Origin of the sequence: Pokkaliibacter plantistimulans (assembly GCF_003194385.1) — a bacterium.
Lineage (GTDB): Bacteria > Pseudomonadota > Gammaproteobacteria > Pseudomonadales > Balneatricaceae > Pokkaliibacter > Pokkaliibacter plantistimulans.
Genome location: NZ_LAPT01000078.1, coordinates 21,071 through 45,369 on the forward strand (window position 1 = coordinate 21,071; position 24,299 = coordinate 45,369).

Consider the following 24,299-nt stretch of genomic DNA (forward strand, 5'->3'; position numbering starts at 1 on the left):
GCTGGCAGTGACGGGTCAATCCGGGCTTTCTGTGGCCAGCAGCGTCTGTACGGCCTGAGCTTCGAGCCAGGCCAGACAGCCTTCCAGCGGTGCCGGGCTGGCGATGCCGTAACCCTGCACATAGTGCACGCCTATATCCTGCACGGTGCTGCGGATGGCGTCGTTTTCCACATACTCGGCCACGGTGATGGCATCGATACGGGTCGCCAGCCCGTGAATGCACTCGACGATGGCGCGGTCGGTGGGGTTGTCCGGCAGCTGTTTGATAAAGGCCCCGTCGATCTTGATCACATCCACCGGGAATTGCTTGAGATAGGCAAAGGAGCTGAGGCCACTGCCGAAATCATCCAGTGCGATCAGGCAGCCGCGCTCCCGTAACCGGCTGATCAGCTGGGTCGCCTGTGCCAGATGGTTGATGATGGCGGTTTCGGTGACTTCAAAGCAGATGCGCTGCGGTGGCAGTGGCGACTGCTCGATACACTGCAGCAGAAAGTCGGCAAAGCGCGGATCATCCAGCGAGTTGGCCGACAGGTTCATTCCCACGATCAGCCCCGGATAGGCGGCCAGCATCGTGCCTTTCACCTGCAGGACCTGTCTGACCACCCAGCGGTCCAGCTGCGACATCAGGCCATAGCGCTCCGCAGCAGGGATAAAGGTCATGGGCGACAGCAGTTCGCCACTTTCATCCAGCATGCGCAGCAGAATCTCGATATGGGCATGGGGTGTCAGTGCCGAGGTCGCCACAATCGGCTGGGCGTACAGCACACAGCGGTCATTCTCCAGCGCTTCCCTCACCCCGGAGGCCAGCAGGATTTCACTGTGGTGGCGGGCCACATCGCCATTGTGCGGCTGATACAGCGCTACCCGGCCACGTCCGGCATGCTTGGCGGAGAAGCAGGCGACATCGGCGCGGCTCATCAGCTCGGTAATATTGCTGTTGCCCTGACTGATGCTGGTGATGCCGATGCTGGCGCTGACATCGTAGGCCCGCTCGTCCCATACCAGCCGCAGCGATTCGATGGCCTGAATCAGCTGCTCACAGATCAGCCGGGCCTTGTCCAGACTGCAGTTGTAGAACAGCAGACCAAACTCATCACCGCCCAGTCGCGCAAGAATATCACTGCCCCGAATGCGCTGGCCGAGCAGCCCGGCAATCTGCTTAAGGAAGGCATCGCCTGCGGCATGACCGGCCGAGTCGTTGACGATCTTGAAGCGATCCAGATCGATAAAGGCCAGCACATGCTCGGCATCTTCATCGTTGAGGTCCTGCAGCAGGGTGGTCAGCTCATGTTCAAACTTGCTGCGGTTGAACAGCCCGGTGAGGGCATCGTGGCTGGCCTGATGGCGCAGGGTGCGCTGCATCTCCCGCGCCTGGGTGACGTTCTGGAACACCAGCACGGTGCCGAGCAGCTGTCCATCACGGGTACGCACCGGGGCGGCGGAGTCATGAATATCCAGCTGCTCGCCATGGCGGTTGATCAGCACCGAGTTGTCATTCAGGCAGGACTCATGGCCTTCTTCCAGACAGCGCCGGGCCGGGTTGGGCATGGCTTTGAGGGTATCGGCATCACGGATAACCAGCACCTCTTCGATATCCTTCTGTGCCGCTTCGGCCAGTGGCCAGCCTGTCAGGCGTTCGGCAGCCGGGTTCATGAAGGTGATGCGGCACTGGTTGTCAGTACAGAGCACAGCGTCGCCGATGGACTGCAGGGTGATATGCAGGCGCTCTTTTTCCTCGAACAGGGCATCGGTCATCTTCTGCGATTCGGTCACATCCCAGTCAAGCCCGACCAGCCGTTCAATCTGGCCTTCGCCATTGCGCAGCACCATGGCCAGAGTACGGATATAGCGCAGACCACCATCACAAGCCTTGATACGGAACAGGGTGTCGAGGGTGGTATTGCCGGAGGCCGCCAGATAGGCCAAGCGGGTCAGCTTTGCCCGGTCATCCGGGTGCACCAGTTCTTCCCAGTACTCGCGGCTGAGAGTGGTCTGCTCGGCCGGCAGCCGGTACAGCGCGGCCATGCGAGCATCGATGATCAGCTCGTCGCTGCCGGGGCGCCATTCCCAGACGCCCATGCTGCCCGCCTGCAGGGCCAGCTGCATGCGTTCATGCAGATGCTGGTTGGCCAGCTGCAGACGTTTTTCGCGGTCGATGTCGTGAATCTGGGCGACGAAATACATCGGCTCACCCTTTTCATCACGCACGATACTGGTGGCCACATGGCACCAGAAGGCCGTGCCATCGCGGCGGATATAGCGCTTGTCGAGATGTACTTCACTGAGCTGCCCTTGCAGCAGCCGGGTGTCCAGCAGCACGTTGTTAGGCAGATCCTGAGCGACGGTCAGATCCTGATAGCGAATCCTGCGCAGTTCCTGCGCACTGTAGCCGAGCATCCGGCACAGGGCCTGATTGACCTCGATGTAATAGCCATCAGGGGACACCAGCGCCATGCCGAAGGCCGAGCTGTTCATGGCACCGCGGAAGCGCTGTTCGTTTTCACGGATGATACGGCGGTCATGGTGTAGCCGGTTGATATAGGAGGCGAACACAAAGGAGGCGATCACCAGAATAAAGAACGGCAGGCTGTGCAGGGCGGCAATGCTGTCGGTCTGCAGGCCAGCGATCGGCAGTGGTTTGAAGTCATGAATGAAGGTGGCCAGCAGGACGGTGTAGCCGTTCAGCAGCAGACTGGTGAAATAGGGCAGGAACAGCGCAGCGGCGAGAATAGGCACCAGAATAAAAATGTAGGGATAAGGGAAGTACATGGCCGCGTTATAGGTAGCGGCTGTGGAGATGCCGAGAATGAGCAGATTGGCCAGCGGGCGGTCTTCCCGCAGCTGGCGCAGACGTTGGGTATTGCAGCTCAGTGCCAGCGGCAGGCTGATCATCAGGCCGTAACTGTCGCCCATCAGCCAGCGGATCCAGGTGGCTTTCTCCGGCAGCTGCAGCCCGGGGTAGAGCGTGGTGGCCAGCACCTGCCCCAGTGTTGAGCTCAGCACCGGCGGCAGTACCACGGCGAGCCCCAGTACGGTAAATATGCGCTCCGGTTCATCGGGGGTGAGGCTGTCGAGCTGCAGTCGCTCAAGTAGCTGACTGAGCAGCAGGATGGCAGGCAGGTGGGCCAGTACCGGCAGTGCTGTCATGCTCAGTGGCATGGTGTAACTGAGATGCGAGGCGGCAATGGCCAGAGCGATACCTACCCAGATCCATGGCCGTCGTGCCGGATGGGTACGAAACAGCAATGCCGCGGCAAGACCGTCTGCCAGCCAGATGGAAGTGGCCCCTTCGGGCAGCCAGATCAGTGACAGGCTGAGCAGGGTGGTGGCCAGCACCAGAACAAAGCTGAAGACCAGCGCAGACAGCCCGCCATAACGGGAGGCAGGGGCAAACAAGGCATGCCGCGGGCAGAAGACGTATTTCAAGGGGCGTCCTGTTGCTGAACGTCGTTGTTACCGTGTTCGTCCCTGAATGCGATGTCCGGCAAGAATCGGGAGGCTTCTTGCTGAGCCCACTGAGCTTCAGTATAGCCAAGCGGGTGATGGAGGAAGTGCGTGGTGCCGGAATAGGCGATATTGGTGCGTTAACTGGCGCTTTCGTCGCGGTGGTGGCGGGAACTGTTGAGATGAAAAAGCCACTGCCCGAGTCAGGCAGTGGCGAGTGGTTGTTGTTGTGCTGTTTGCGGCGCCGGGCGACCGGTGTGCCGCGCGTCGTGTTTTCTTAGTTACCCAGCATGCCCAGCAGATAGGGGTCCACAAAGCCTGCCGGGTAATCGATGCTCATGAGTTTCCCCATACCGATCAGGAACAGTGTCAGCCCCAGTGCTACGGTGCCGGACAGGCGCCAGCGGGCGAGGGTGGCAAAGCGCAGGAAGAACAGGGTGAACACCGCCGTGGTGCTGATGAATCCGACGGTGAAGTACAGCACCGCCAGCGCGAAGAAGGCGAGGATATACACCAGTTCGCGACTGATACTAGCGGCCATGCGGGTGGTCGAACGCATCCAGTAGCGCACTACCACCATGGCTACGGAGAAGCCCATGATACTAATGGCCATCAGCGGGAAGGCCTTGGTCAGTTCAGAGGCCGACCAGATATCACCCACGGCCAGTACCGAGGCCAGCAGCATCAGGCCGATGATCACCCAGTCCAGCAGGGTAACGGCTTCCCGTTCGGCAGGTTGCTTCACTTCTGCCGCGGCAGACTGACCGGCCTGTCGGGCATCGCGGCGGCGTTGCAGCCAGCTGCGTACCATGGGGGCGACAAAGCTGAGCAGGATCAGACTGGCGATGGCGATCACGCCGGGGCGCTGCATCCAGCCGTAGCCGTAGAACTGGATACTCTGGAAGAAGTAGTTCTCTGCACCCGGGGCCAGCACGAAGCCAATCAGGAAGGCTGGGCGTGGCCAGTTGGCGCCTTTCAGCAGTACACCGATGCAGGCGATGGCGCCGAGGGCGATGAAATCACCGAGGCTGCGAGTAGCCTGATAGGCGGCAAACAGGATCAGTGTCAGCAGCACCGGAGCCATGCGTGAGAAGGGAATGCGGGTCAGCATGGCTACTGGAGAGGTGAGGCCCAGACACAGCAGAGCACCGAGAATATTGGCCAGCGCCAGTGACCAGATAATGGTGTAGGTCAGGTCCAGATGCGCACCAACCATGGAAATACCAGGTTGCAGGCCAAGCAGCAGCATGCCGCCAAGGAACACTGCCGCAGTGCCAGAACCGGGCACGCCGAACAGCAGCGTGGGGATCATACTGCCGCAGGAGCAGGCATTGTTGGCAGATTCCGGCGCGATAACCCCTTTGATTTCACCCTTGCCGAAGCGTGACTTGTCCTTGCTGGACTGCATGGCGTAGCTGTAGGTCATCCAGTCAACCACCGAGCCACCGAGGCCGGGGATGGCGCCGATCAGGCTGCCGAATACCGAGCATTTGCCCACTAATGGCAGGTTCTTGAAGACATCCTTAATGCCCTGGCTCCAGCCCTGACCCAGGCTGTTGGGTTTGTTGGCAATGGCGCGGTCCTTGATCAGCAGGTCGATGATTTCCGGCAGGGCGAAGATACCCAGACCGACCACCACCAGAGGAATGCCATCAAACAGGTAGTCGATCCCCAGATTCAGGCGGTATTCGCCCGTGGCAGGTGCACTGCCGATGGTGCCCAGCAACAGGCCAGCACCGCAGGCGGCAAAGCCCTTGAACACGTTCCCTCCGGCCAGACTGGCTACCACACTGAGACCGAGCAGGGTGAGCATGAACAGTTCAGCGGAAGAGAACGACAACACCAGTGGCCGGGCCACCACGATAAACACGCTGAGAATCATGGCACCGGCCACACCGCCGAGCATGGAAGAGGCGAACGCGGCAGACAGGGCGCGGGCCGCCATGCCCTGCTTGGCCAGCGGGAAGCCATCCATGACAGTGGCCTGTGAAGCGCTGGAGCCGGGAATGCCCATCAGCACAGAGGTAAAGGTATCGCCGGTGGGGACCACCGCGACCAGACCCATCAGCATGCCAAGGCCGACCGAGGGTTCCATACCGTAGAGAAAGGGCAGTAACAGTGACATACCAGCGATGCCACCCAGCCCCGGGATAATCCCAATCACCAGCCCCACCACCACGCCGAGGGACAGATAGGCGAGATGGGTGAAGGTCAGCAAGTGTTGAAAGGCGTCTAAGAATTCAGTCATTACTGCTTGTCCATCAACTGTTATTTTGGTGACAACCGTTACATCGGGTTTGGAGTGGCAGGGCAGCGGCGAGTGTGCTGCTGCCCTGCTGCCGGATCAGTTGACGGAGACGTTGAACTTGGTTTGCAGCCAGTCTTTCACCCACTGCTGGCGCTCTGGCGACATGTTGACGGCATCACTGATGTACTGCTCGGCAGCGCGGCCAGTGATGTTCTCATACGGGCCGATCTGTTCGACGGCTTCCTTGTTGAAGTCAGGGTCTTTCACCATCTTTTCCACTGCACTGATGTAGCTGTCATAGACGGCAGCAGGCACATCGGTCGGAATGAAGAGCACTTTCTGGAAGGCGAAGCCTGCCGCAAAGAACTTGAAGTACACCTCGTATTCAGGGCCTGAAGGCTCTTCACCTTTGTACTCCTTGTAGACCTCCTGGAAGGTAGGAATATCGGGGAAGGCCGGATCACGGACGACCTTGCCATCGCCATTGAGAATGCCCAGCGAGAACAGCGGTACAGCCTTGCCCTGTTGTTCCAGATCCTTGACCGAGGCCAGATAGGCCGAGGTGGTCTGGAAGTCTACCTTGGCTTCGCCGCGCTCAAAGGCCAGACGGCCCTCGCCACGGCTCTTCATGCCGAACACCGGTTTCAGATTGAAGCCGAGCATATCCAGCGCCATCATCACCGGCAGCTCCAGCTGGGTAGGGCCCTGTGCGGCAAAAGGCATCGGCGTGTCTTTCAGCTTGGCCAGATCCGCTGCGCTTTTCACACCCAGGTCCGGCTGGATGTAGACCACACCGCCGGTGGGGGAAGCCAGAATGGCTGTCCACTTGTTGAAATCGTAGCGCACCCGCTGGTCGCCCAGCATATAGGGGTAAAGGGTGGAGGCTGAGGTGCCAATAATGTCGCTGCCATCGCTGCGGGCACGGTTGTAGAACAGGTTGGTGCCGGTGATAGAGCCGCCCCCCGGTACGTTCTTGATGACCAGCGTGGGCGAGTCAGGCAGGTATTTATCCAGATGCGGCGACACAAAGCGTGCCCATACATCGGTGCCACCGCCGACGCCAAAGGGAATGGTCCAGTTGATGGTTGAGGGCAGGGTGTTGGCTACGGCCTGGCCTGCGCCACTCAGGCTGAGGGTCAGGGCGGCGGAGGCGAGGAGTGCAGTCAGCTTTTTCATGATGAATGTACCTTGTTGTTTTTGTGATTAATGCAGTGGTGCCGTGCGCTTCAGGGCAGAAACACGGTGCCGGACAGAATCTTGCGGGCGGTGCGCAACAGCGACACGGCCTTGACCTGAGCGGGATTGAGCTCATCTCGCACCACCTCCAGGTCAATGCTGCCGGTCGGGTGTTCGATCTGCACCAGCGACAGTTCAGTGGCTGGCGCAATCAGTTGCCCGGCCACGGTTTCGGGGAAGCCCGCCGCAGTGGCAATGGCGATGCTGCCGGTGACAGCCAGCGCCTTGTGGCAGCGCTGCGGAACGAAATATCGCGCCTGCAGGGTGCCGCCGTGGCGGGCCGCAGAGAGCAATACCGGTTTGGGGATGACCTGCTCGCTGACGTCCCCCAGACCCATTCGTTGCCCGGCCTGCTGGCGCAGCTTCTCCAGCCGTGCCATGAACACCTCGTCGCTATCCAGTTCGGCGGGTGTTTCGCTGCCGGTCTTGCCCAGGTCGCTGGCGTGGATCAGCACGCAGGGCATGGCAGCATCGATGCAGGTCACGGCGATACCGTCGATCTCCTCCAGCAAATGTCCGGTAGGGAACAGTCGGCCGGTCTTGGCACCCTGTACGTCGATAAAGGTCAGTTTAATCGGCGCAGCAGGATTGGGGGCGCCACTGATCAGTGTATCGCCGTCATAGACGACATTGCCGTCCACGGTAGGCACCTGGGCATGGATGATCTTGTTGGTGTTGAGGTTGCGGATACGCACCAGGGTGGAGCACGCCTGAGGCATAACCAGTCCGGTTTCAATGGCGAAGGGAGCGACCCCGGCCAGCATATTGCCGCAGTTGGGGGAGAAATCGACTTTCTTCTCGGCGATGCCTACCTGGGCAAACAGGTAGTCGACATCCGCTTCGGCGCAGTCCGAGCGCCCCACCATGGCCACCTTGCTGGTCAGACTGTTGCCGCCGCCAATACCATCCAGCTGCAGCTCATGTCCGGCTCCCATGATGTGTTGGAGGATAGCTGCACACGCCTCACGGTCGTTGGGCAGGTCCTCCAGGCGCAGGTACGGTCCCCGGGAGGTACCGCCGCGCATGATCATGCAAGGAATACTGTGTGACATGGAATCAAGCCTGTTCAAAAGCTAAAAGGGAGTGATGTCGACAACGGGGCCTAGGTTGTCACAGGGCTGATAGATGCATCAAATGCAAAAATTACTGTTAATTGATTTGTTTTGTGCATTAAATGGTGCAGGGAAACCGGCAGGAAAAGGTGATGCATCAAATCGAATTCAAGGATCTGGCGATCTTTGTGCGTGTCGCAGAATCAGGCAATTTTCACGAGGCAGCAGAGGCCATGCATCTGTCGCAACCGGCGTTGAGCCGACGCATGCAACGGCTGGAAAGCATCCTCGGCACCCAGCTGTTTGAGCGCACCACGCGCAAGACCTGGCTGACCTCGGCCGGGCGCGAATTTTTGCCTAAGGCGCGCCGTATGCTGGAGGATTTCGAGGTGTCGGTGCTGAGCATCAAGGAGATGGCCACGCAGCAGAAGGGCAAGGTCACCATCGCCTGTATTCCCACTGCCGCGTTCTACTTCCTGCCCAGCGTGATCCGTATTTTCAACGAACGTTATCCGGGGATTCGCATCCAGATTCTCGATGCCAGTGCCAATGAGGGACTGGAGGCGGTGATCCGTGGCGACGCCGACTTCGGTATCAACATGGCCATTGCCCAGCACCCGGAAGTCAGCTTCACACCGCTGGTGGATGACCCCTTTGTGGTCTGTATCCGCAAGGATCATCCTCTGGCCAGCCAGTCCAGCATCAGCTGGGAAGATCTCACCCCGTACAAACTGATCACCGTCAGCCGTGCCAGTGGCAACCGTTCACTGCTGGACAGCGCACTGGTGCAGGAAGGGGTCAAGCTGAACGGGTTTTACGAGGTGCAGCACCTGTCCACGTCACTGGGGCTGGTGGAAATGGGGCTGGGGGTATCGGTAGTACCGCATATGGCGATGCCCCTCAACGAGGCCTCGATGCTGACCTGTCGGCCGCTGGCCCATAGCATCATGCGTTCCATTGGTGTGGTGCGACGTAGTGCAACCGGTATATCTCCGGCCGCAGAGCTGTTTGTGGCGATCCTGCTGGAAGTGTGGCCCTACCACGTCAAAACCAATGTGGCAGCAGTTTGAGCGTTCTCATCAGTCTCTGCACTCCTCTGAAAGTGAGGTGGCTATCGCAGGTGATCGCTGTACTTGAGTTTGCTGCTGAGGAGCCTTAGGTGAAACGAGGATAGGCTAATAACGACTAACCGGCAGAGTGTGGAACGTATATGAGTATCGTCAGTCAACAGATTGTGGTTCCGCCATCCGCGCAGGGAACATTGCTGGTGGAGGGAATACTGGCGAGTGCAGCCAGCTATGAGGTGAAAGTGTTCGCTGTGCCTGCAACGGGTACAAGTGTCGAGGCGGGGCAGGATGACACGGAACAGTGCACTGACGAGCGCTTTTACATCGGAAGCATTTTTAGTTACGGCTTCGGCAGTGGGTTTGCGCAGCAAGGTGAGATTGTGGAGCTGGCAGCCGATGGTGAAGTGCGGCATAAATCACCGGAGTCATATCCTGCCGTACTGGATCTGCGGAGGTCAGCGGCTTATGTTGGCGGAGCGCAAGAGCAGCTGCTGACGGTGCTGTTTGTCCCCCAGGTATCGGCCCGGCAAGGTGTTGATGACGAGGGCGGCGGTATTCGGTTCAGCACGCTGCGGGTGGAGTAGCAGACGGCGCAAGTGAAGGTGGTTCAGAGCCAGTCGATACGACCAGCTCTGAGCAAAGTGATATACCACGCTGGTGGCCGATTGCAGTGATCACTCGTCAGTATTCTTTATCACTCGTGAGTCACAATCGAGGCGCCGCGCATTTTCACTTCTCTGGTGTGGGTTGCATTGGCATCACAGTCATACACCTTGAGGGTGACTCTGACCTTGTCATCCTCAACCTTGTAACGCTTCAGTGCCTCGGTGATGTCGACATAGGTGTTATAGGGCTTGAGGTGACTTTCCGGCCTGCGATCAAAAGGTTGCTGGTGATTGGCATACTGACAGTGGCCTTTACCACCCGCGCATTGGCCGTGGCCAAACAAATAGAGAGTGCTGGCAAAGCCTGCGGCCGGATCAGGTGAGTCCGCACCACTGCTGTCGCTGCCGTCTCCCAGATAGATATTCACCTTGTAGCTGTCTTCGGTCTTGGCCACCCCCTGCAACTCAAGAAATGCATGCTTGAAGGGTGTGGTGTGGAAGGGAATCTGAAAGGACAGTTCATTCCCTGTGTCTGTTCTGGGCATGGTCTCCTGATTGATTTCCACAAAGGCCTCGGCATCCACATAGGTATAACCGAAGAATTTGGTATCCAGTGTCTGTTCGCCTGTGTAGGTGAAGGGCGCGCAGACAAAGTCCAGCTGTGCCTGTGGCACGGTGCTGTCACCGTTCTGCCGCTGCCACTCGAACCACTGGCGATCCACATTGCAGTGGTGCATCCAGAAAATCGGGTCGTAGGCGGCTGTCGGTACACTGGCCATATCGCCGCCTACCCAGACGTGCAGACCGCCATGGGGGTTTTCCAGCGCGGGAGAGAAGCGATCATAAGTTTTCTGCCGCAAAGCCAGTTCTACCTGTAGCTTGAGTTGCTCAAGCGCTGATGAAGGGCTGGGGCTACGCTGAGTCATGGTGCCGGTCACCTGACTGAAGGCGGCGTACAGTGGATTGGGTTTGGTTTCACCCGTCTGCAAATCGACATACGTCTGGTCGGTCACTGCTTTGGGGAGTCCGTTGGCGATGGCTTCAGCGGAGGTCCAGTCCCAGTAAGGCAGCATGACCCCGGCAACCTGATCCTGCAGGCGCAGCTCAAACTCGTAGATGTATGCACGGTGCCACGTCGGGAAGTTCAGATTACCGTGCTGGCAGTAGAAGGGGATGGGCAGTCCGTGGACGCCAGCGATCCACTGATAACCCCGTTCGTCGTTGTTGCCTCCGTCAGCCGATACGGCATAGAGTCCCTCGAAGGCATTTCGGAGATCATTCAGTTCACTGTCGGTAAGGCGATAGACGCTTTTTCTGACTCGTACATTGCGATTGGCACTGCGTACCAGGGCTGATGATTCTGCTCCGCTCATGATGTGTTCCTCGTTGTCTCTGAATTGGTTTTTGTATTTAAAAGTAATTCATACAGGAATTTTATTTATGACGTGGGTGGTAATCAGTTGAAGCTGATTTTTTAGTCTGTCTGGTTTGGTTGCTTCTGGTTGATAGATTGCTAATGTTCGGTTAGGTGGTGAGTAAGTTGTTTTTTATTTGCTCTTTGAATATGAGTAATAAGCCAATAACAGCCAGAACCTCCGGTGATCATTCCGAAGACCATTAAATAATGCATGCTAAAGGGGGGCATCAATGTATGACTATGTGGAATAAAGAGAAGTGACCACATCACAGCGTACATACCGAGCAGCATGCAGAGTGAAATCCACAAGTTGAAAAGAATGAGCCTGACTTTTGCATTGCTGGGTCGTCTGTCACCTTTATACAGATCCTGTTTGCATGCGCTATAGCAAAAGGGCACAGAGAACAGCAGCATCAACACCAGTGGCAGATTAAAAAAAGACCCCGATCCGATATGGTGCATAGGTGCGTCCTGCCACTGATCTGTCAGCCAGCCGCCCAGCAGCATGCCAGAGCCACCAGCCGCCCAGCAGATAATGCTGTGCATCGCCAGCCCTTTTATGCGGGCATTGCGGGTTAGCCACAGCAGTCGGCCAAAGAGACTGAACAGGATTACGAGCCAGATGAGTGACCAGGTGACTGGCAGCGCGGCCAGATAAATGGCGATGAGCGTTTGTAGCAGGAACAAAGCACACATCAGGTTAAGCATATTGTGGGTATTGCTTGAGCAATTATGCGGCATCTTGACCCCCTGAGCCTCAATCTCTCATGGTCAGTCTTGAACCTTTCGTCAAACGGCATCCACACTATCTATGACTGTAAAACTTACTTAAGAACATCAATGGTGATCAAAGATGGTTCCTAATAAAGAATACGGCTACATGAATTAAATAGCTGATATAGACAAGGAAGACTTTTTGTTTTTGGTGCTCTGCTGAAACATGTCTGTATTTGATGGTTTATCAGTATGGAGAGTTGGGTTAGTTTGTCAATTAATGCTTTTGGGGTGAAGGGGGATCTCGATGGGTATTCGATAAAATGAGATTTGCAAGATTTTCCTGTGAATATTGCATGTTGCATAAGTATTTGTATTTCAGGTAGTAAAAATTAATTTAATGGTATTTTATAAAAAAATACCTCAGTGAAAGTAATATTAACGATGGGCGTATATTTTGAAAAAGTCTAAGCCCGAAGCTCTCAAAGCGTTTGGCGATAGGTATCAATCAACACCTGCTGCATGGCTTCGGCAGCCACTGACAGGCCGGAGCGGCGACGGGAGAGAATGCCCACTCGGCGGGAAATCACCGGGTTACGCAGGGGCCGGCAGATGGCGCCAATTTCTTCCATCTGCTGACGGCACAACGCCGGTACGGCGCTGACGCCAAGGCCGGTGGCCACCATGCGGCCAACGGTGGCGAGCTGGTGGGTATCGAAGGCGGTCTTGGGCATCAGGCCCATTTCACTGGCGCGGCGTTCAATCAGCAGGCGGACGCTGGAGGGGCGCTGCAGGGTGATGAAGTCATAGCTGAACAGCTGCTCCCCTTCGATCACGTCACAGTGTTGCAACTCATGACCGTCAGGTAGCACCGCAATGAACTCATCATCAAACAGGGTGATGAAGTTGAGGTCTTCCTGCGGGCCGGGGTCAAAGGAGATGCCCAGTTCGACCCGCCCCTTGCTGACCATTTCCACCACCTGCTCGGCGATGACGTCGTGCACTTCCATGTTGATATTGGTATGCAGCTGACGAAAGTTGCGCAGTGCCTGCGGCAGCAGATTTGCCGCGAAGGACGGCATGGCCGCAATGGCGACCTTGCCACGGCGCAGTTTGAAGCGGTTATGCAGATCTTCCTGAGCATCGTCCCAGTCGGCTACCAGTCGCTGCGCCACTGGCAGAAAGGCCTCACCATCGGGCGTTAGCGCGAGGCTGCGGGTGGTGCGACTGAACAACCTGCCACCGACCGACTCTTCCAGACTTTTGATGGCCAGACTGAGGGCCGGTTGCGACAGGTGAACCCGTGAGCAGGCTTCGGCAAAGCTCAGGGTTTCGGCGACCGCGACAAAGGCACGAAGTTGCTTGATGGTCATAAGTGATCAGCAGCGCTACAGGTATGGGTACGGGTATAGTGCTCGAAATCGACCACGCTCAGGGGGCGGGAAAAATAGTAGCCCTGTCCCTGTTCACACTTCAGGTGCAGCAGCAGCCTAGCCTGACTCTCGGTTTCTACCCCCTCCGCCACCACCTGACAGCCAAGATTATGGGCCAGGGTGGTGATGGTTTCGGCCAGTCGCCGGTCTTCGACATTGTTCTCGATACCCGTGACGAAACTGCGGTCAATCTTCAGTACCTGCACCGGTAACTGGCGCAGGTAAGCCAGTGAGGAATAACCGGTGCCAAAGTCATCGATGGCTGCGCTGATACCGACTTCACTGAGGCGGTTGAGCTGATCGATGGCCTTGTGAATATCGATCATCAGGGTCGATTCGGTAATCTCCACCTGAATCACTTGCGGCGGAATCGACCAGTGCAGGCAGCGGCTCAGCAGTTGTTCGGCGAAACCTTCCTGCATCAGCTGGCTGCCGGACAGGTTGATGGCCAGCACGAAGCTGTCGTCAATGATGCCCTGAGTACGCCACTGGCTGAGCTGCTGCATGGACTCGTCCAGCAGCCATTCGCCCATCGGCAGGATCAGGCCGGTGGTTTCCGCCAGCGGGATAAATTCCAGTGGTGAAATGGCACCAAGCAACGGGTTCTGCCAGCGCATCAGGGCTTCGGCCCCCAGCAGCTGGCCGGTTTGCAGATCGACCTTGGGCTGATAGACCAGATGCAGCGCCTGCTGCTGGATAGCCAGTCGCAGCTGCTGCAACAGCTGACTGCGGCGCTCCAGCTGGCGGGTCATATCAGCGGAATAAAGCTGGCAGGTGAGGGACGAGCCTTCTTTGGGCAGGGCCAGAGCCGCCTGGCGGATCAGCTCCTGAGCAGTGCTGTCCCGACTGCTGTGACTGATGCCGATGCGCACCGTCAGGCTCAGGCGCATGTCATCCACCTCGTGTTCGCCACTGAGCAGACGGGCGATACGCTCAGCGGAGCGCAGGAGCCGCGCGGCATCGGCCTCCTGACCGGCAGGCTGGGGCAGCAGGAAGACAAATTCATGATTACCCCAGCAGCCAAGCATGCCCTTGCCAGCCAGCGGACTGCGGCTGAACAGCTGACCCAGCTGGGTCGCCAGGGTTTCGGCAATGGTGTAACCGTGCAGGCGGGCAATGTCATCGAGGCCATCGGCGACGATAAAGTAGCCCGCCAATGACTGCGCCTGTTTCAGCCACTCGGTCGCCTGCATGAGCAGGGCGCGCCGGTTGGGCAGCCCGGTCACCGGTTCCTGCAGCGACTGCGCCTGCAGTTCGGCAGTGCGCTCGGCCACCATGGCTTCCAGCTCCAGCGAGCGGTTACGCCGCTCCATGGAGCGGGAATGCACCGCCAGAATATTGTGAATGCGTTGCAGCACTTCGTGCTGGTCGAAGGGTTTGGTGATGAAGTCGAGGGCGCCCATGGCCAGCGCCTTGCTGCGGGTCTCGGCATCGGTTTGGGCCGTCAGCACCACCACCGGTGGCGCCGATTCACCCAGGGTCTGGTCAATCAGTTCCAGCACTTCATAGCCACTGAGGTAGGGCATGCGAATGTCCAGCAGCACCAGATCCGGTGCGGGCTCATAACGCAGTAACGGCTCGACCTGACGCGGGTCGGTCAGCCCGTGCAGCTCGGTGTAGCCAGCTTCATCGAGAATAGACTCCAGCAGGTGAACGTTTACGGGAGTGTCATCGACGATGAGTATGCGTGCCTGGCTAAACTGCTGTGTATCCATGGTGGTTCCTTGCCTTGCCCTTCCACTTTGTTTGCTGTTGTTTGAGCACGGTGAGCAGGCGGTCAATCCTGGCGGGCATAGGTTTCAATAGCGTTGATCAGTTTGGAAATATCGAAAGGTTTGGTCAGGTAATCAGTAAAGCCCTCAGACAGACCTTTGTCGATATCTGTTCGCATAGCGTTGGCTGACAGCGCGATCACCGGGATGTGCCTGGTCATGCTGTCCTGCGCCAGCAGCCGACGTGCCTGAAAGCCATCCATACCGGGAAGGTTGATGTCCATGATGATCAGTGCAGGCTGCTCCACCCGCGCCAGTTCAATACCCAGGGGCGCATCATAGGCGCAGATCAGCTGAAATTCATCGAGATCTTCAAATACGTCCATCATCAGGCGCTGGTTGGCCGGGTTATCCTCGACATACAGAACGCGTCGTTGCAGCGACGGCAGCGGGGACGCGACATCGGTGGTAGCCGGGTCGGTGCTGTCGGCTACCGTGGGAATGTCATTGCCATCATCGGCGGCGGGCAGGCTGATCCAGAATTCGCTGCCTTTGTGCTGTTCACTGTGTACACCAATCCGGCCTTTCATGTTCTCGACCAGCTTTTTAGTCAGTGCCAGACCGACACCGGTGCCTTCGATGGCGGTGTTTTCCGCTCCCAGCCGGCTGAAGGGCTGGAACAGTTCATCCAGCCGACTGTTGTCGATGCCGATACCGGTATCGATGATCCTGATGTGATAGGTGTGATCCTCGTGGCGAGCCCACTCCAGCCGCACACTGCCCTGTGGGGTGTTGTACTTGATGGCATTGGACAGCAGGTTGATCAGCACCTGTTTCAGGCGGGTGTAGTCCGCCATGACCCGCGGCTTCCGGGCGGAGTTGGTGGTAGCGCGCAGCACGCGGATACCGGCGGCTTCGGCAATGGATGACACGGTGTCCAGCGACTCGCTGATCACGTCTTCCAGAGCGATAGGCTCGATGGAAAAGCCAATAGCGCCGGATTCGATACGAGCCAGATCCAGCACTTCATTAATCAGCGTCAGCAGATGCTGGCCACTTTTAAATATTTGCCTGGCTTGAGTTTCCTGGCGTTCAGAAAGGGGAGACTTGCGGCTGCTGAGCAGCAGCTGGGAGAAGCCCAGTATGGAGTTCAGCGGCGTGCGCAGTTCGTGGCTCATGGACGACAGAAACTCAGTCTTGGCGCGGCTGGCGCGCTCCTGTTCATCGCGTGCCTGTCGTAGCTCCTCGGTAAAGCGGGCGCGGTCATCCATCTGCCGGTACAGCTTGATCAGCAGAGAGCAGGTGGCGGTAAAGGGTTGCAGCCAGGTCACCAGATCATCATTCAGCGGTTTGTGAATGTTGGCGATGGCATACATGCCGATCAGCTGCTCATTGTCGAAGATCGGCACACCCAGATAGTTCTGCAGGGGCGGGTGGCCCGGCGGGAAACCGGAGCGTCGTGGCTCGCTGGCAAGATCGGTGGTCAGTACGGTTTCGCCACCGGCAAATACCCGACCCAGCAGGGTGTGCGGGTTATTCAGCAGGAAATCGCCCGCCTTCAGTTTCTCCATCAGATTGCGTGACTCTTCGCTCCATGACAGGTCAGTAATGGCATGGATTTTCAGAGAAGGCACCGCATTGGGATAGATCACCTCGCCGATCAGGGCGAAATCACTCCTGGTCATCTTGCGCAGCGCCTGCTTGAGGAAGGCCCACAGCTGGTCACCGGACATCAGGGCTGAATAGTCGGTCAGGCCACGGTGCAGCACGCTCAGTAACTGCTGCTGCTCACTGATCTTGGTGTTGGCTTCAAGAATGGGGGTGATGTCATGGGCGACGTTGACGATGCCGCGGATGCGTCCGCCGCTGTCATGCATGGCGGATTTGGTGATTTCCAACACCCGATGCTGACCCTGCAGCTGACGTACTGTCAGCTTTTCCGGCTTGCCACTGGCCAGCACCCTGGCGTCGGCATCCGCGATGGACTGGTCATCCTCATCATCAAGGGGGATGGTCGGGAGGTAGTCACCGTTTTCCAGCTCGGTCAGCCCCATCACATTGATACTGGCCTGATTGGCGATGATATAGCGGCCTTCCACATCTTTCACATAGATAGGCACAGAGCTGGCATCGATGATGGCTTTCAGCAGCTCGCGCTCAGCCTGTTCACGCTGCTGGGCATTGCGCAGTGCCGACAGGTCGGAAAGGATGCCGATGAACTCCGGTGGCTGACCGTTGGTGAGCTTGACCTGACTGACGGCCAGATGGACGGGAATCAGCTGGCCGGATTTATGGGTGGCCAAGACCTCGCGCCCGGTGCCAATGATGGTGGGCGGGCGCCCCTCCAGATAGGTGCTGATATAGCGATCATGACCCTGTGCCCAGGGAGCGGGCATCAGGCAGCTGACGTTGCGGTGCAGCAGCTCGTCGAGCTGATAGCCGAGCAGGTTGAGGATAAAGGGGTTGGCATCCTGTATCAGGCCCTGACTGTTGATACGGATGATACCTGCTGCCGCTTCGCTAACGATGGCGCTGTAGCGGGCCAGTGCCTGGGTATTTTCCAGACTTTCCCGCTCCAGCTTGATCCGCGAGTAGTGGTGGCGGATAAGCTCTTCTACTTGCTCTGCCAGCCCCAGCAGAACCGTTTTGTCCTTGTCGTTCAGCTGCCGCGGCACGGTATCAATGATGCACAGTGTGCCGATATCAAAATTGCTCAGCGGGCGGATCGGTACACCGGCATAAAAACGGATGAAAGGCTCACCGGTCACCAGCTCATTGCTGGCAAATTTCGGGTCGGTGTGAGCATCCTCGACGATCAGCAGTTCGCCATCTTTGATCACCTTGTCACAGAAGGCGATCTCACGGGCGGTCTGGCATACCGGCAGGCCGATGGCTGACTTGAACCACTGACGCTCATGGTCGACCAGTGATACGGCCACCATGGGGACATCGAAAATGGTTTTGGCCAGGGCGGTGATGCGGTCAAAGCCGGGGTCGGGGTTGGTATCAAGCAGGTTGAGCAGGTGCAGGGTTTTTAAGCGTTCCTGTTCGAAACGGCTTGAAGCGTCGGTCGTCATAGGAGCATGCCATTGGTCAGGTGTATGCAGTATAGAGTCTTGCAGCCGTTGTGGATCATCACTGAATGGGTTTTGCGTCATTAGTGGCACAAATGGCAGTTTGCATTTTTCTTGCACTTTTCTTGCGCTTTCTCTTGCACTTCCTCTTGCACTTCCTCTTGCGCAACGTGCGACACGGGCAGTTAAGTGACGCTAGTCTGACGGATTATTTATTTGAAAAGCAAAATAATGAATTGAAAATTCAAATTGGATAAATATATCGGGCTGGTCCAGTATTACCCCCATTCGACGCCCGGTCTTCACTCAGGCTCTACCGGGCAGGCTGCCTGCCAGCGTTGCTCAATTCATACCGCAAATGCGGAAAATTGATGCTTGAAATCCTGGCAGTGGGCGTATAACTAGCAGTGACAATAATCTGATAACAAACATGCTGCGTTGCTGAGCTGGTGCACAAAATCCAACCGGATGCATAGCGGGTTCCGCTGCTTGTTACCTGACTACTCGGGCTGGTTCCCTTAGCGGCAGCTCTCACCCTTCAAGGAAAAGGCTATGGCAGGTTTCGACAAGGTCGTAAGTTCATACGAAGAGGCATTGGCAGGGCTGCAGGACGGTATGACCGTTATTGCAGGTGGTTTCGGCCTGTGTGGTATCCCGGAAAACCTGATCGCGCAGATTAAGAAGATGGGCGTCAAAGGGCTGACTGTGGTGTCCAACAACTGTGGCGTCGATGGCTTTGGCCTCGGCATCCTGCTGGAGGACCGCCAGATCAAAAAGATGGTGTCTTCGTATGTGGGTGAAAACGCCCTGTTTGAAAAGCAGCTGCTGAGTGGCGAGCTGGAAGTGGAGCTGACCCCTCAGGGCACGCTGGCAGAAAAGATTCGTGCCGGTGGTGCAGGTATCCCGGCGTTTTACACCGCCACGGGCTATGGCACGCCGGTGGGGGAAGGCAAGGAAGTGCGTGAATTCAATGGCCGTCACTACATCATGGAAGAGTCCATCGTCGGTGACTTTGCCATCGTCAAAGGCTGGAAAGCCGACCGCTATGGCAACGTGGTGTATCGCCACACGGCGCAGAACTTCAACCCGCTGGCGGCCACCGCAGGCAAGATCACCGTGGTTGAGGTGGAAGAGATTGTCGAACCGGGTGAGCTGGACCCCACCCATATCCACACTCCGGGAATCTATGTGAACCGGGTGATCAAGGGCAGTTTTGAAAAACGCATTGAGCAGCGGACGGTCCGTAAGGGCTGACACTGACTGCGCAGCGTACAAACCTGAACCAGCATCCTCGCCTGCCTGCCGCGTGTCGGCCAGCTAGAGCGGGATGAAACCGAACAAGTGTGGAATGTGAAAGAGGCAAGACGATGGCACTTTCTCGCGAACAAATTGCAATGCGTGTAGCCCGTGAGCTGCAGGATGGTTTTTACGTCAACCTGGGGATCGGTATCCCCACGCTGGTTGCCAACTATGTACCCAAAGGCATGCAGGTCATGTTGCAGTCTGAAAACGGTCTGCTCGGTATGGGGCCTTTCCCCACCGAAGATGAAATTGATGCCGATTTGATCAACGCCGGCAAGCAGACGGTCACCACCATTCCCGGTGCATCGATTTTCAGCTCGGCGGAATCCTTCGCCATGATCCGGGGCGGTCATGTTGATCTGACCGTACTCGGTGCTTTCGAGGTGGATGTGGCCGGTAACATCGCTTCCTGGATGATCCCCGGCAAGCTGATCAAAGGCATGGGCGGTGCCATGGACCTAGTGGCCGGTGCTGACAATATCATCGTCACCATGACCCACGCCTCCAAGAACGGCGAATCCAAACTGCTGACCCGCTGTTCGCTGCCGCTGACCGGCGCAGGCTGTATCAAGCGCGTGCTGACTGATCTGGCCTATCTGGAAATTGATAACGGCGCTTTCATCCTCAAGGAGCGTGCTCCGGGAGTGAGTGTTGAAGAAATTGTCAGCAAGACCGAAGGCAAACTGATCGTGCCGGATCATGTGCCTGAGATGCAGTTTGATGAGGAGGCGTAATCGGCCTCTGTCAGTCTTTATGTTCCCTCGTCGTGATGACGATGTGGCCTGTTGCCGAGGAGTGGCGGCGGGCGTGCTTGTAAGTAGTTGTGTTGTCCCTAGCGTAGCGCATGACCAGGATGACTGGTCCGCAGCGATAGGATGCTTCGGCATCCATTGATAGTCGGTATCGCTGTGCTCTGTTAGGCTCTGGTTCTCCCGGACCAGCGCCTTCTTTTTTTGTAGCAGTGCCGTGGCTAGCAGCCCAATGGCGAAGGCGTTATTTACTCAGTCTGCAAACAGATGCAGGGCTGCATACTGCAGCAGCATGATGGTCTTGCCGTCGCAGATACGTCCGTCGGCAATCTGTGCCAGTGCCTCCTCGATGCCCAGCTCGAACACACCAATATCTTCCCCTTCACTGTGGATACCGCCACCTTCACTGACTCGGTCTTCTGCCCGGTATTCGGCCACGAAAAAGTACAGCTTCTCTGTTACTGAACCGGGGCTCATAAACGCCTCGAACACCTTTTCCAGCTGCTGAATGCGAAAGCCGGTTTCCTCCTCGACTTCCAGACGAATGCGCTGCTCGGGGGCGACGTTGTCCAGCAGCCCGGCGGGGGGTTCCACCAGCAGCTCTGCGTAACCATTGACGAAAGCGGGGTAGCGGAACTGACGGGTGAGAATCACCGTGCGCTGCTGGCGGTTATACAGCAGCAGGGTGGCGCCGTTGCCGCGATCATAGGCAGGGTCTGCCACTCGCCGTCGCTGCGCTGAAAATCAAACGAGGTGGTTTTCAGGATGTACCAGTTGTCGGAAAGCAGGCGTTCTTCGTTGATGCGAATACGGTCGGCGATGGCCATAGCAATGCTCCTTCACCACAGGGGTGAGGTGGTCTGGGTACGATTTCAGGAATGTTCGTGCATTATCGTGCAATTTCATGTGGAGTCAATTTGAAGCGTGCAATATCGTGCAGATGTTGTGTGGATGTTGTGTGGTTGTTGTGTGGTTGTTGTGTGGTTGTTGTGTGGTTGTACGAAGTAGATTCCGCCACAATAACCAACCTTCCCGGAGATGGACCGCCCTTCATGCTGACCAAACAACGTAAGCAGCACATCCTCAACACCCTGCAGCAGCAGGGTAACGTTGTCGCCAAGACGCTTAGTCAGGAGCTGGGGGTCTCGGAAGATACTATCCGCCGCGATCTGCGCGAGCTGGCCAAAGCCGGTGTGCTGCAGCGTGTTCATGGCGGCGCTCTGCCAGCCTCTCCGGCGGTGGTGGATCTGACCGGTCGGCAGCAGTTGTCCAGTGATGAGAAAGCGCTGCTCGGCAGGGCAGCCGCCAGACTGATCGAGCCTGATCAGGTGGTCTTTGTGGATGGTGGCACGTCGACACTGCAACTGGTGCGTGCATTGCCGGTAGATTTGCGGGCTACCATCGTTACCCATAGCCCGGTAATCGCAGCGGAACTGATCAGCCACCCGGCGATACAGGTGGTGCTGATTGGCGGGCAGCTGTTCAAGCACTCGGGCGTGGCGGTCGGCGCTGCAGCGCTGGCGGCAATTCGCAGCATCCGTGCTGATACCTATTTTCTCGGCGTAACAGGCATTCATGCAGACTATGGCCTGAGCACCGGTGATCTGGAGGAGGCTCAGATCAAACGGGCGCTGATCGAACAGGCGGCAGAAACAGTGCTGATGGTCACGGCTGATAAGGTCGGCAAGGTGTCCCCTTATGTGATTGCCAGTGCGACGGCGGTGTCGCAGCTACTGGTTACCCACTCGACTACCCCGGCGCAGTATCAGCCGCTGGCTGACCTCGGAATTGCTGTCAGCCTGTGTGAATAGCCTCATCATCAGGCGCCAGCGGTGGTCTGCTGGCGCTGTCTTGTATTAACTCTCTGCACGAAATTGCACGTTTTGCTTTGTCATTGGCGCTGAGGCGATGCCAGAACGCCATTGCCCGCCTGCTGACCTTTTTTCTGATGACCTCGTTTTTTCTGATTCTCTCTTTTTTCAGACTTCCTCCTTGTGCGCTGAATAACTCGCCCTTATAAACGCCAAATCAATTTAGGACTGGTTGGTCCTAAATTGATTTGCAGACCCGATAAGGCAGAGGACAACAGCATGGCCAGTGGCCGTCCACGAACATTTGCAGAAGACGACGTATTGCAGGCCGCCACTCGCACCTTCTGGCAGCAGGGTTACGACGGCACCAGCCTGCAGGATCTACTGGAAGCGACCGGCCTGTCCAAGAGCAGCCTGTATCAGAGCTTTGGTAATAAGCAGCAGCTGTTTCATGCCTGTGTGCAGCGTTATGCCGAGCACAGCGTCAGCAATCTGCGTCAGCAGCTGCAGGCGTCGGCAACGGTACAGGCGTTTCTGCGGGAGTGGCTGGGCACGGCATTGCGTGAGTGCGGTGGTGATGACAGCGGACAACCGGCCAGGGTGCCGCGTGGCTGCATGCTGGTCAATGTTGCCACCGAGTTCTCGCAGCGGGACCCGCAACTTGCAGCCATCATCGACAACGGCATGGTGGCTATTCGAGCAGTGATCGCTGAAGCCCTGCGACAGGGGCAGGGCAATGACCCCCGGCGGAACCTGTGGGCAGAAAATACCGCGATGACGCTGCATACCCTGATGGTCGGTTTGCGAACCCAGGTCAAGGCAGGGGTCTCTGCGGCAGCGTTGAGTGCGGTTATTGATCAGGTGATTAGCAGTCTGCCATTGGCGGAGTGATGCCTGCTGTGGCGCGTGTTAACGATCTGACAACCTAAATCTATCCCGAAACAGCAGGAGCGGAGTGCTTTTGCGAAAGACGAGAGAACAACAATGATCGAACTTTACGAGCTGTGTGGTGCCAATCCGGCACATCTGTTTTCCCCCTTTTGCTGGCGGGTACGGATGGCACTGGTGCACAAGGGCCTGAGCTTCAGGAGCAACCCCACCTGTTTTACTGACAAGGAGCTGATTGCCTTCTCCGGGCAGGGCAAGGTGCCGGTCATTCGTGATGGCGACACCGTGGTGTACGACAGTCTGGCCATCTTTGCCTATCTCGACAGCCAGTACCCTGAACAGCCCCTGCTCGGTGATGCGGTGGCCAGCGCCCGTGCGAAGGCCATCGATGCGCTGTGTACCAGCGTGCTGCGTGGCGGTCTGCTGAAAATGGTGCTGCTGCGCGTGCTGCAGGCCAGTGACCCCAAGGATCACGCGTATTTTCGCAGCACCCGCGAGGCGTTCTTCAGTGACACGCTGGAAAACGTGGATAACCCCGAGCAGGGGCAGGCATTGCTGGAGGCGGCGTGGCCCGTACTGGCGGCGGTGCTGAAGACGCAGCCCTACTTTGATGGCGATGAGCCGGCAGGGGCGGATTATCTGGTGTTCGGTTACTTCATGTGGGCCTATACCCTTGGTATCGCCCCCTGGCAGGACAATGCGCCCGTCAATGACTGGTTCAACCGCCTGCTGAATATCTATGAAGCACAGCGGGGCACGGTCGTGCGTACCGCCTGAGCCCGTCGTCTCACGATGAAATCTGACATCTGGCTAACTACAGGAGCCAATCATGATTGATCTGTATTACTGGACAACGCCCAACGGTCACAAGGTCACTATCTTTCTGGAAGAAACCGGGCTGGACTATCGGATTTTCCCCGTCCATATCGGCAAGGGCGATCAGTTCAAACCGGAATTCCTGCAGATTGCTCCCAACAACCGTATTCCGGCCATTGTGGATCAGGCGCCGGCTGATGGCGGGGAGCCGCTGGCGTTGTTCGAATCGGGCGCCATTCTCGAATATCTGGCGGACAAGTCGGGCCAGTATCTGCCGTCATCCGGTCGTCAGCGCTATGAAGTGCTGCAATGGCTGTACTGGCAGATGGGCGGTGTGGGGCCGATGGCAGGGCAGAATCACCACTTCAACCGCTATGCGCCAGAGCCGATTCCCTATGCTATCGAGCGTTATGTGAAGGAAACCGCACGCCTCTATGGCGTGCTGAACAAACAGCTGGCACAGCGGGATTACGTGGCAGGTGATTACTCGATTGCGGATATGGCTATTTTCCCCTGGGCCAAGTTGTGGGAAGGGCAAAAGCAGAACATCGAGGACTTCCCGCACATGGCTAAATGGCTGGTGCGGATGGAAGCCCGTCCGGCGGTGCAGCGTGCCTACCAGCTGGTGGAAAGCATCAATACGGATACCTCAGCATTGCTGACGCCGGAAGCGCGCAAGCTGCTGTTTGGGCAGTCTGTGTAACGCAGAGCTTGTAACTCAGTACGTTTAA

General features: G+C 57.5%; 20 protein-coding genes. 9 read left to right on the forward strand and 11 right to left on the reverse strand.

Features of this window, described 5'->3' with window-relative positions:
- Positions 1-15 precede the first annotated feature (15 nt).
- Positions 16-3,426: a diguanylate cyclase gene (locus tag WH50_RS16070; protein ID WP_110188221.1), complete on the reverse strand. Its 3,411-nt coding sequence runs from the start codon at positions 3,424-3,426 to the stop codon at positions 16-18.
- Positions 3,427-3,503: 77 nt separating this feature from the next.
- Here WH50_RS16070 and WH50_RS16075 point away from each other — a divergent pair, with 77 nt between their 5' ends.
- Complete coding sequence (locus WH50_RS16075) at positions 3,504-3,725, forward strand: hypothetical protein (RefSeq protein WP_133251346.1); 222 nt, start codon at positions 3,504-3,506, stop codon at positions 3,723-3,725.
- On the opposite strand, the gene WH50_RS16080 is transcribed toward WH50_RS16075, so the two are convergent.
- From WH50_RS16080 to WH50_RS16090, 3 genes are all read right to left on the reverse strand, one after another.
- On the reverse strand, positions 3,722-5,692 hold the full coding sequence (locus tag WH50_RS16080) for a tripartite tricarboxylate transporter permease (RefSeq protein ID WP_110188223.1): 1,971 nt from the start codon (positions 5,690-5,692) through the stop codon (positions 3,722-3,724). The genes WH50_RS16075 and WH50_RS16080 overlap by 4 nt on opposite strands.
- Positions 5,693-5,788: 96 nt before the next feature.
- Complete coding sequence (locus WH50_RS16085) at positions 5,789-6,868, reverse strand: Bug family tripartite tricarboxylate transporter substrate binding protein (RefSeq protein ID WP_110188224.1); 1,080 nt, start codon at positions 6,866-6,868, stop codon at positions 5,789-5,791.
- A gap of 50 nt (positions 6,869-6,918) precedes the next feature.
- Positions 6,919-7,980, reverse strand: coding sequence for a 4-oxalomesaconate tautomerase (locus tag WH50_RS16090; RefSeq protein ID WP_110188225.1), 1,062 nt, complete (start codon positions 7,978-7,980; stop codon positions 6,919-6,921).
- A gap of 152 nt (positions 7,981-8,132) precedes the next feature.
- Here WH50_RS16090 and WH50_RS16095 point away from each other — a divergent pair, with 152 nt between their 5' ends.
- Entirely contained in the window at positions 8,133-9,050 is a 918-nt protein-coding gene (locus WH50_RS16095) for a LysR family transcriptional regulator (RefSeq protein ID WP_110188226.1), read from the forward strand.
- 140 nt (positions 9,051-9,190) lie between these two features.
- Positions 9,191-9,631 carry a hypothetical protein gene (locus tag WH50_RS16100; protein WP_110188227.1) on the forward strand — a complete coding sequence of 147 codons (441 nt, stop codon included), beginning with the start codon at positions 9,191-9,193 and terminating at the stop codon, positions 9,629-9,631.
- Positions 9,632-9,741: 110 nt separating this feature from the next.
- Here WH50_RS16100 and WH50_RS16105 read toward each other — a convergent pair whose 3' ends face one another.
- From WH50_RS16105 to WH50_RS16125, 5 genes are all read right to left on the reverse strand, one after another.
- A complete protein-coding gene (locus tag WH50_RS16105; protein ID WP_110188228.1) occupies positions 9,742-11,025 on the reverse strand; it encodes a tyrosinase family protein in 1,284 nt (427 codons plus the stop codon).
- A gap of 140 nt (positions 11,026-11,165) precedes the next feature.
- Complete coding sequence (locus tag WH50_RS16110) at positions 11,166-11,777, reverse strand: hypothetical protein (RefSeq protein ID WP_110188229.1); 612 nt, start codon at positions 11,775-11,777, stop codon at positions 11,166-11,168.
- A 488-nt stretch (positions 11,778-12,265) separates the two neighbouring features.
- Complete coding sequence (locus tag WH50_RS16115) at positions 12,266-13,156, reverse strand: LysR family transcriptional regulator (RefSeq protein WP_110188230.1); 891 nt, start codon at positions 13,154-13,156, stop codon at positions 12,266-12,268.
- Positions 13,153-14,931 carry a putative bifunctional diguanylate cyclase/phosphodiesterase gene (locus WH50_RS16120; RefSeq protein ID WP_110188231.1) on the reverse strand — a complete coding sequence of 593 codons (1,779 nt, stop codon included), beginning with the start codon at positions 14,929-14,931 and terminating at the stop codon, positions 13,153-13,155. Before WH50_RS16120 ends, WH50_RS16115 begins: the two co-directional genes overlap by 4 nt.
- Positions 14,932-14,993: 62 nt before the next feature.
- The gene (locus WH50_RS16125; protein ID WP_165838448.1) at positions 14,994-18,005 is read right to left on the reverse strand and encodes a hybrid sensor histidine kinase/response regulator; all 3,012 of its coding nucleotides are present in this window, start codon (positions 18,003-18,005) and stop codon (positions 14,994-14,996) included.
- 549 nt (positions 18,006-18,554) lie between these two features.
- Between WH50_RS16125 and WH50_RS16135 the strand changes: the two genes are divergently transcribed.
- Both WH50_RS16135 and WH50_RS16140 read left to right on the forward strand, forming a co-directional pair.
- The gene (locus WH50_RS16135) at positions 18,555-19,256 is read left to right on the forward strand and encodes a CoA transferase subunit A (protein ID WP_104155330.1); all 702 of its coding nucleotides are present in this window, start codon (positions 18,555-18,557) and stop codon (positions 19,254-19,256) included.
- Positions 19,257-19,369: 113 nt separating this feature from the next.
- On the forward strand, positions 19,370-20,038 hold the full coding sequence (locus tag WH50_RS16140; RefSeq protein WP_110188234.1) for a CoA transferase subunit B: 669 nt from the start codon (positions 19,370-19,372) through the stop codon (positions 20,036-20,038).
- Between the two features lie 267 nt (positions 20,039-20,305).
- On the opposite strand, the gene WH50_RS16145 is transcribed toward WH50_RS16140, so the two are convergent.
- Both WH50_RS16145 and WH50_RS26990 read right to left on the reverse strand, forming a co-directional pair.
- Positions 20,306-20,776, reverse strand: a complete 471-nt coding sequence (locus WH50_RS16145) for an NUDIX domain-containing protein (protein ID WP_243410131.1) — start codon at positions 20,774-20,776, stop codon at positions 20,306-20,308.
- Positions 20,704-20,880, reverse strand: a complete 177-nt coding sequence (locus WH50_RS26990) for a hypothetical protein (RefSeq protein WP_243410132.1) — start codon at positions 20,878-20,880, stop codon at positions 20,704-20,706. The genes WH50_RS16145 and WH50_RS26990 overlap by 73 nt, the downstream gene beginning before the upstream one ends.
- A gap of 225 nt (positions 20,881-21,105) precedes the next feature.
- Here WH50_RS26990 and WH50_RS16150 point away from each other — a divergent pair, with 225 nt between their 5' ends.
- The 4 genes from WH50_RS16150 to WH50_RS16165 all read left to right on the forward strand — a co-directional run bounded on the left by WH50_RS16150 (position 21,106) and on the right by WH50_RS16165 (position 24,271).
- Entirely contained in the window at positions 21,106-21,864 is a 759-nt protein-coding gene (locus WH50_RS16150; protein WP_110188235.1) for a DeoR/GlpR family DNA-binding transcription regulator, read from the forward strand.
- A 279-nt stretch (positions 21,865-22,143) separates the two neighbouring features.
- Positions 22,144-22,755, forward strand: a complete 612-nt coding sequence (locus WH50_RS16155) for a TetR/AcrR family transcriptional regulator (RefSeq protein ID WP_110188236.1) — start codon at positions 22,144-22,146, stop codon at positions 22,753-22,755.
- Between the two features lie 93 nt (positions 22,756-22,848).
- Positions 22,849-23,529, forward strand: coding sequence for a glutathione S-transferase family protein (locus tag WH50_RS16160; RefSeq protein WP_110188237.1), 681 nt, complete (start codon positions 22,849-22,851; stop codon positions 23,527-23,529).
- A 52-nt stretch (positions 23,530-23,581) separates the two neighbouring features.
- Positions 23,582-24,271, forward strand: coding sequence for a glutathione S-transferase N-terminal domain-containing protein (locus WH50_RS16165; RefSeq protein WP_110188238.1), 690 nt, complete (start codon positions 23,582-23,584; stop codon positions 24,269-24,271).
- The last annotated feature ends 28 nt before the right edge of the window (positions 24,272-24,299 follow it).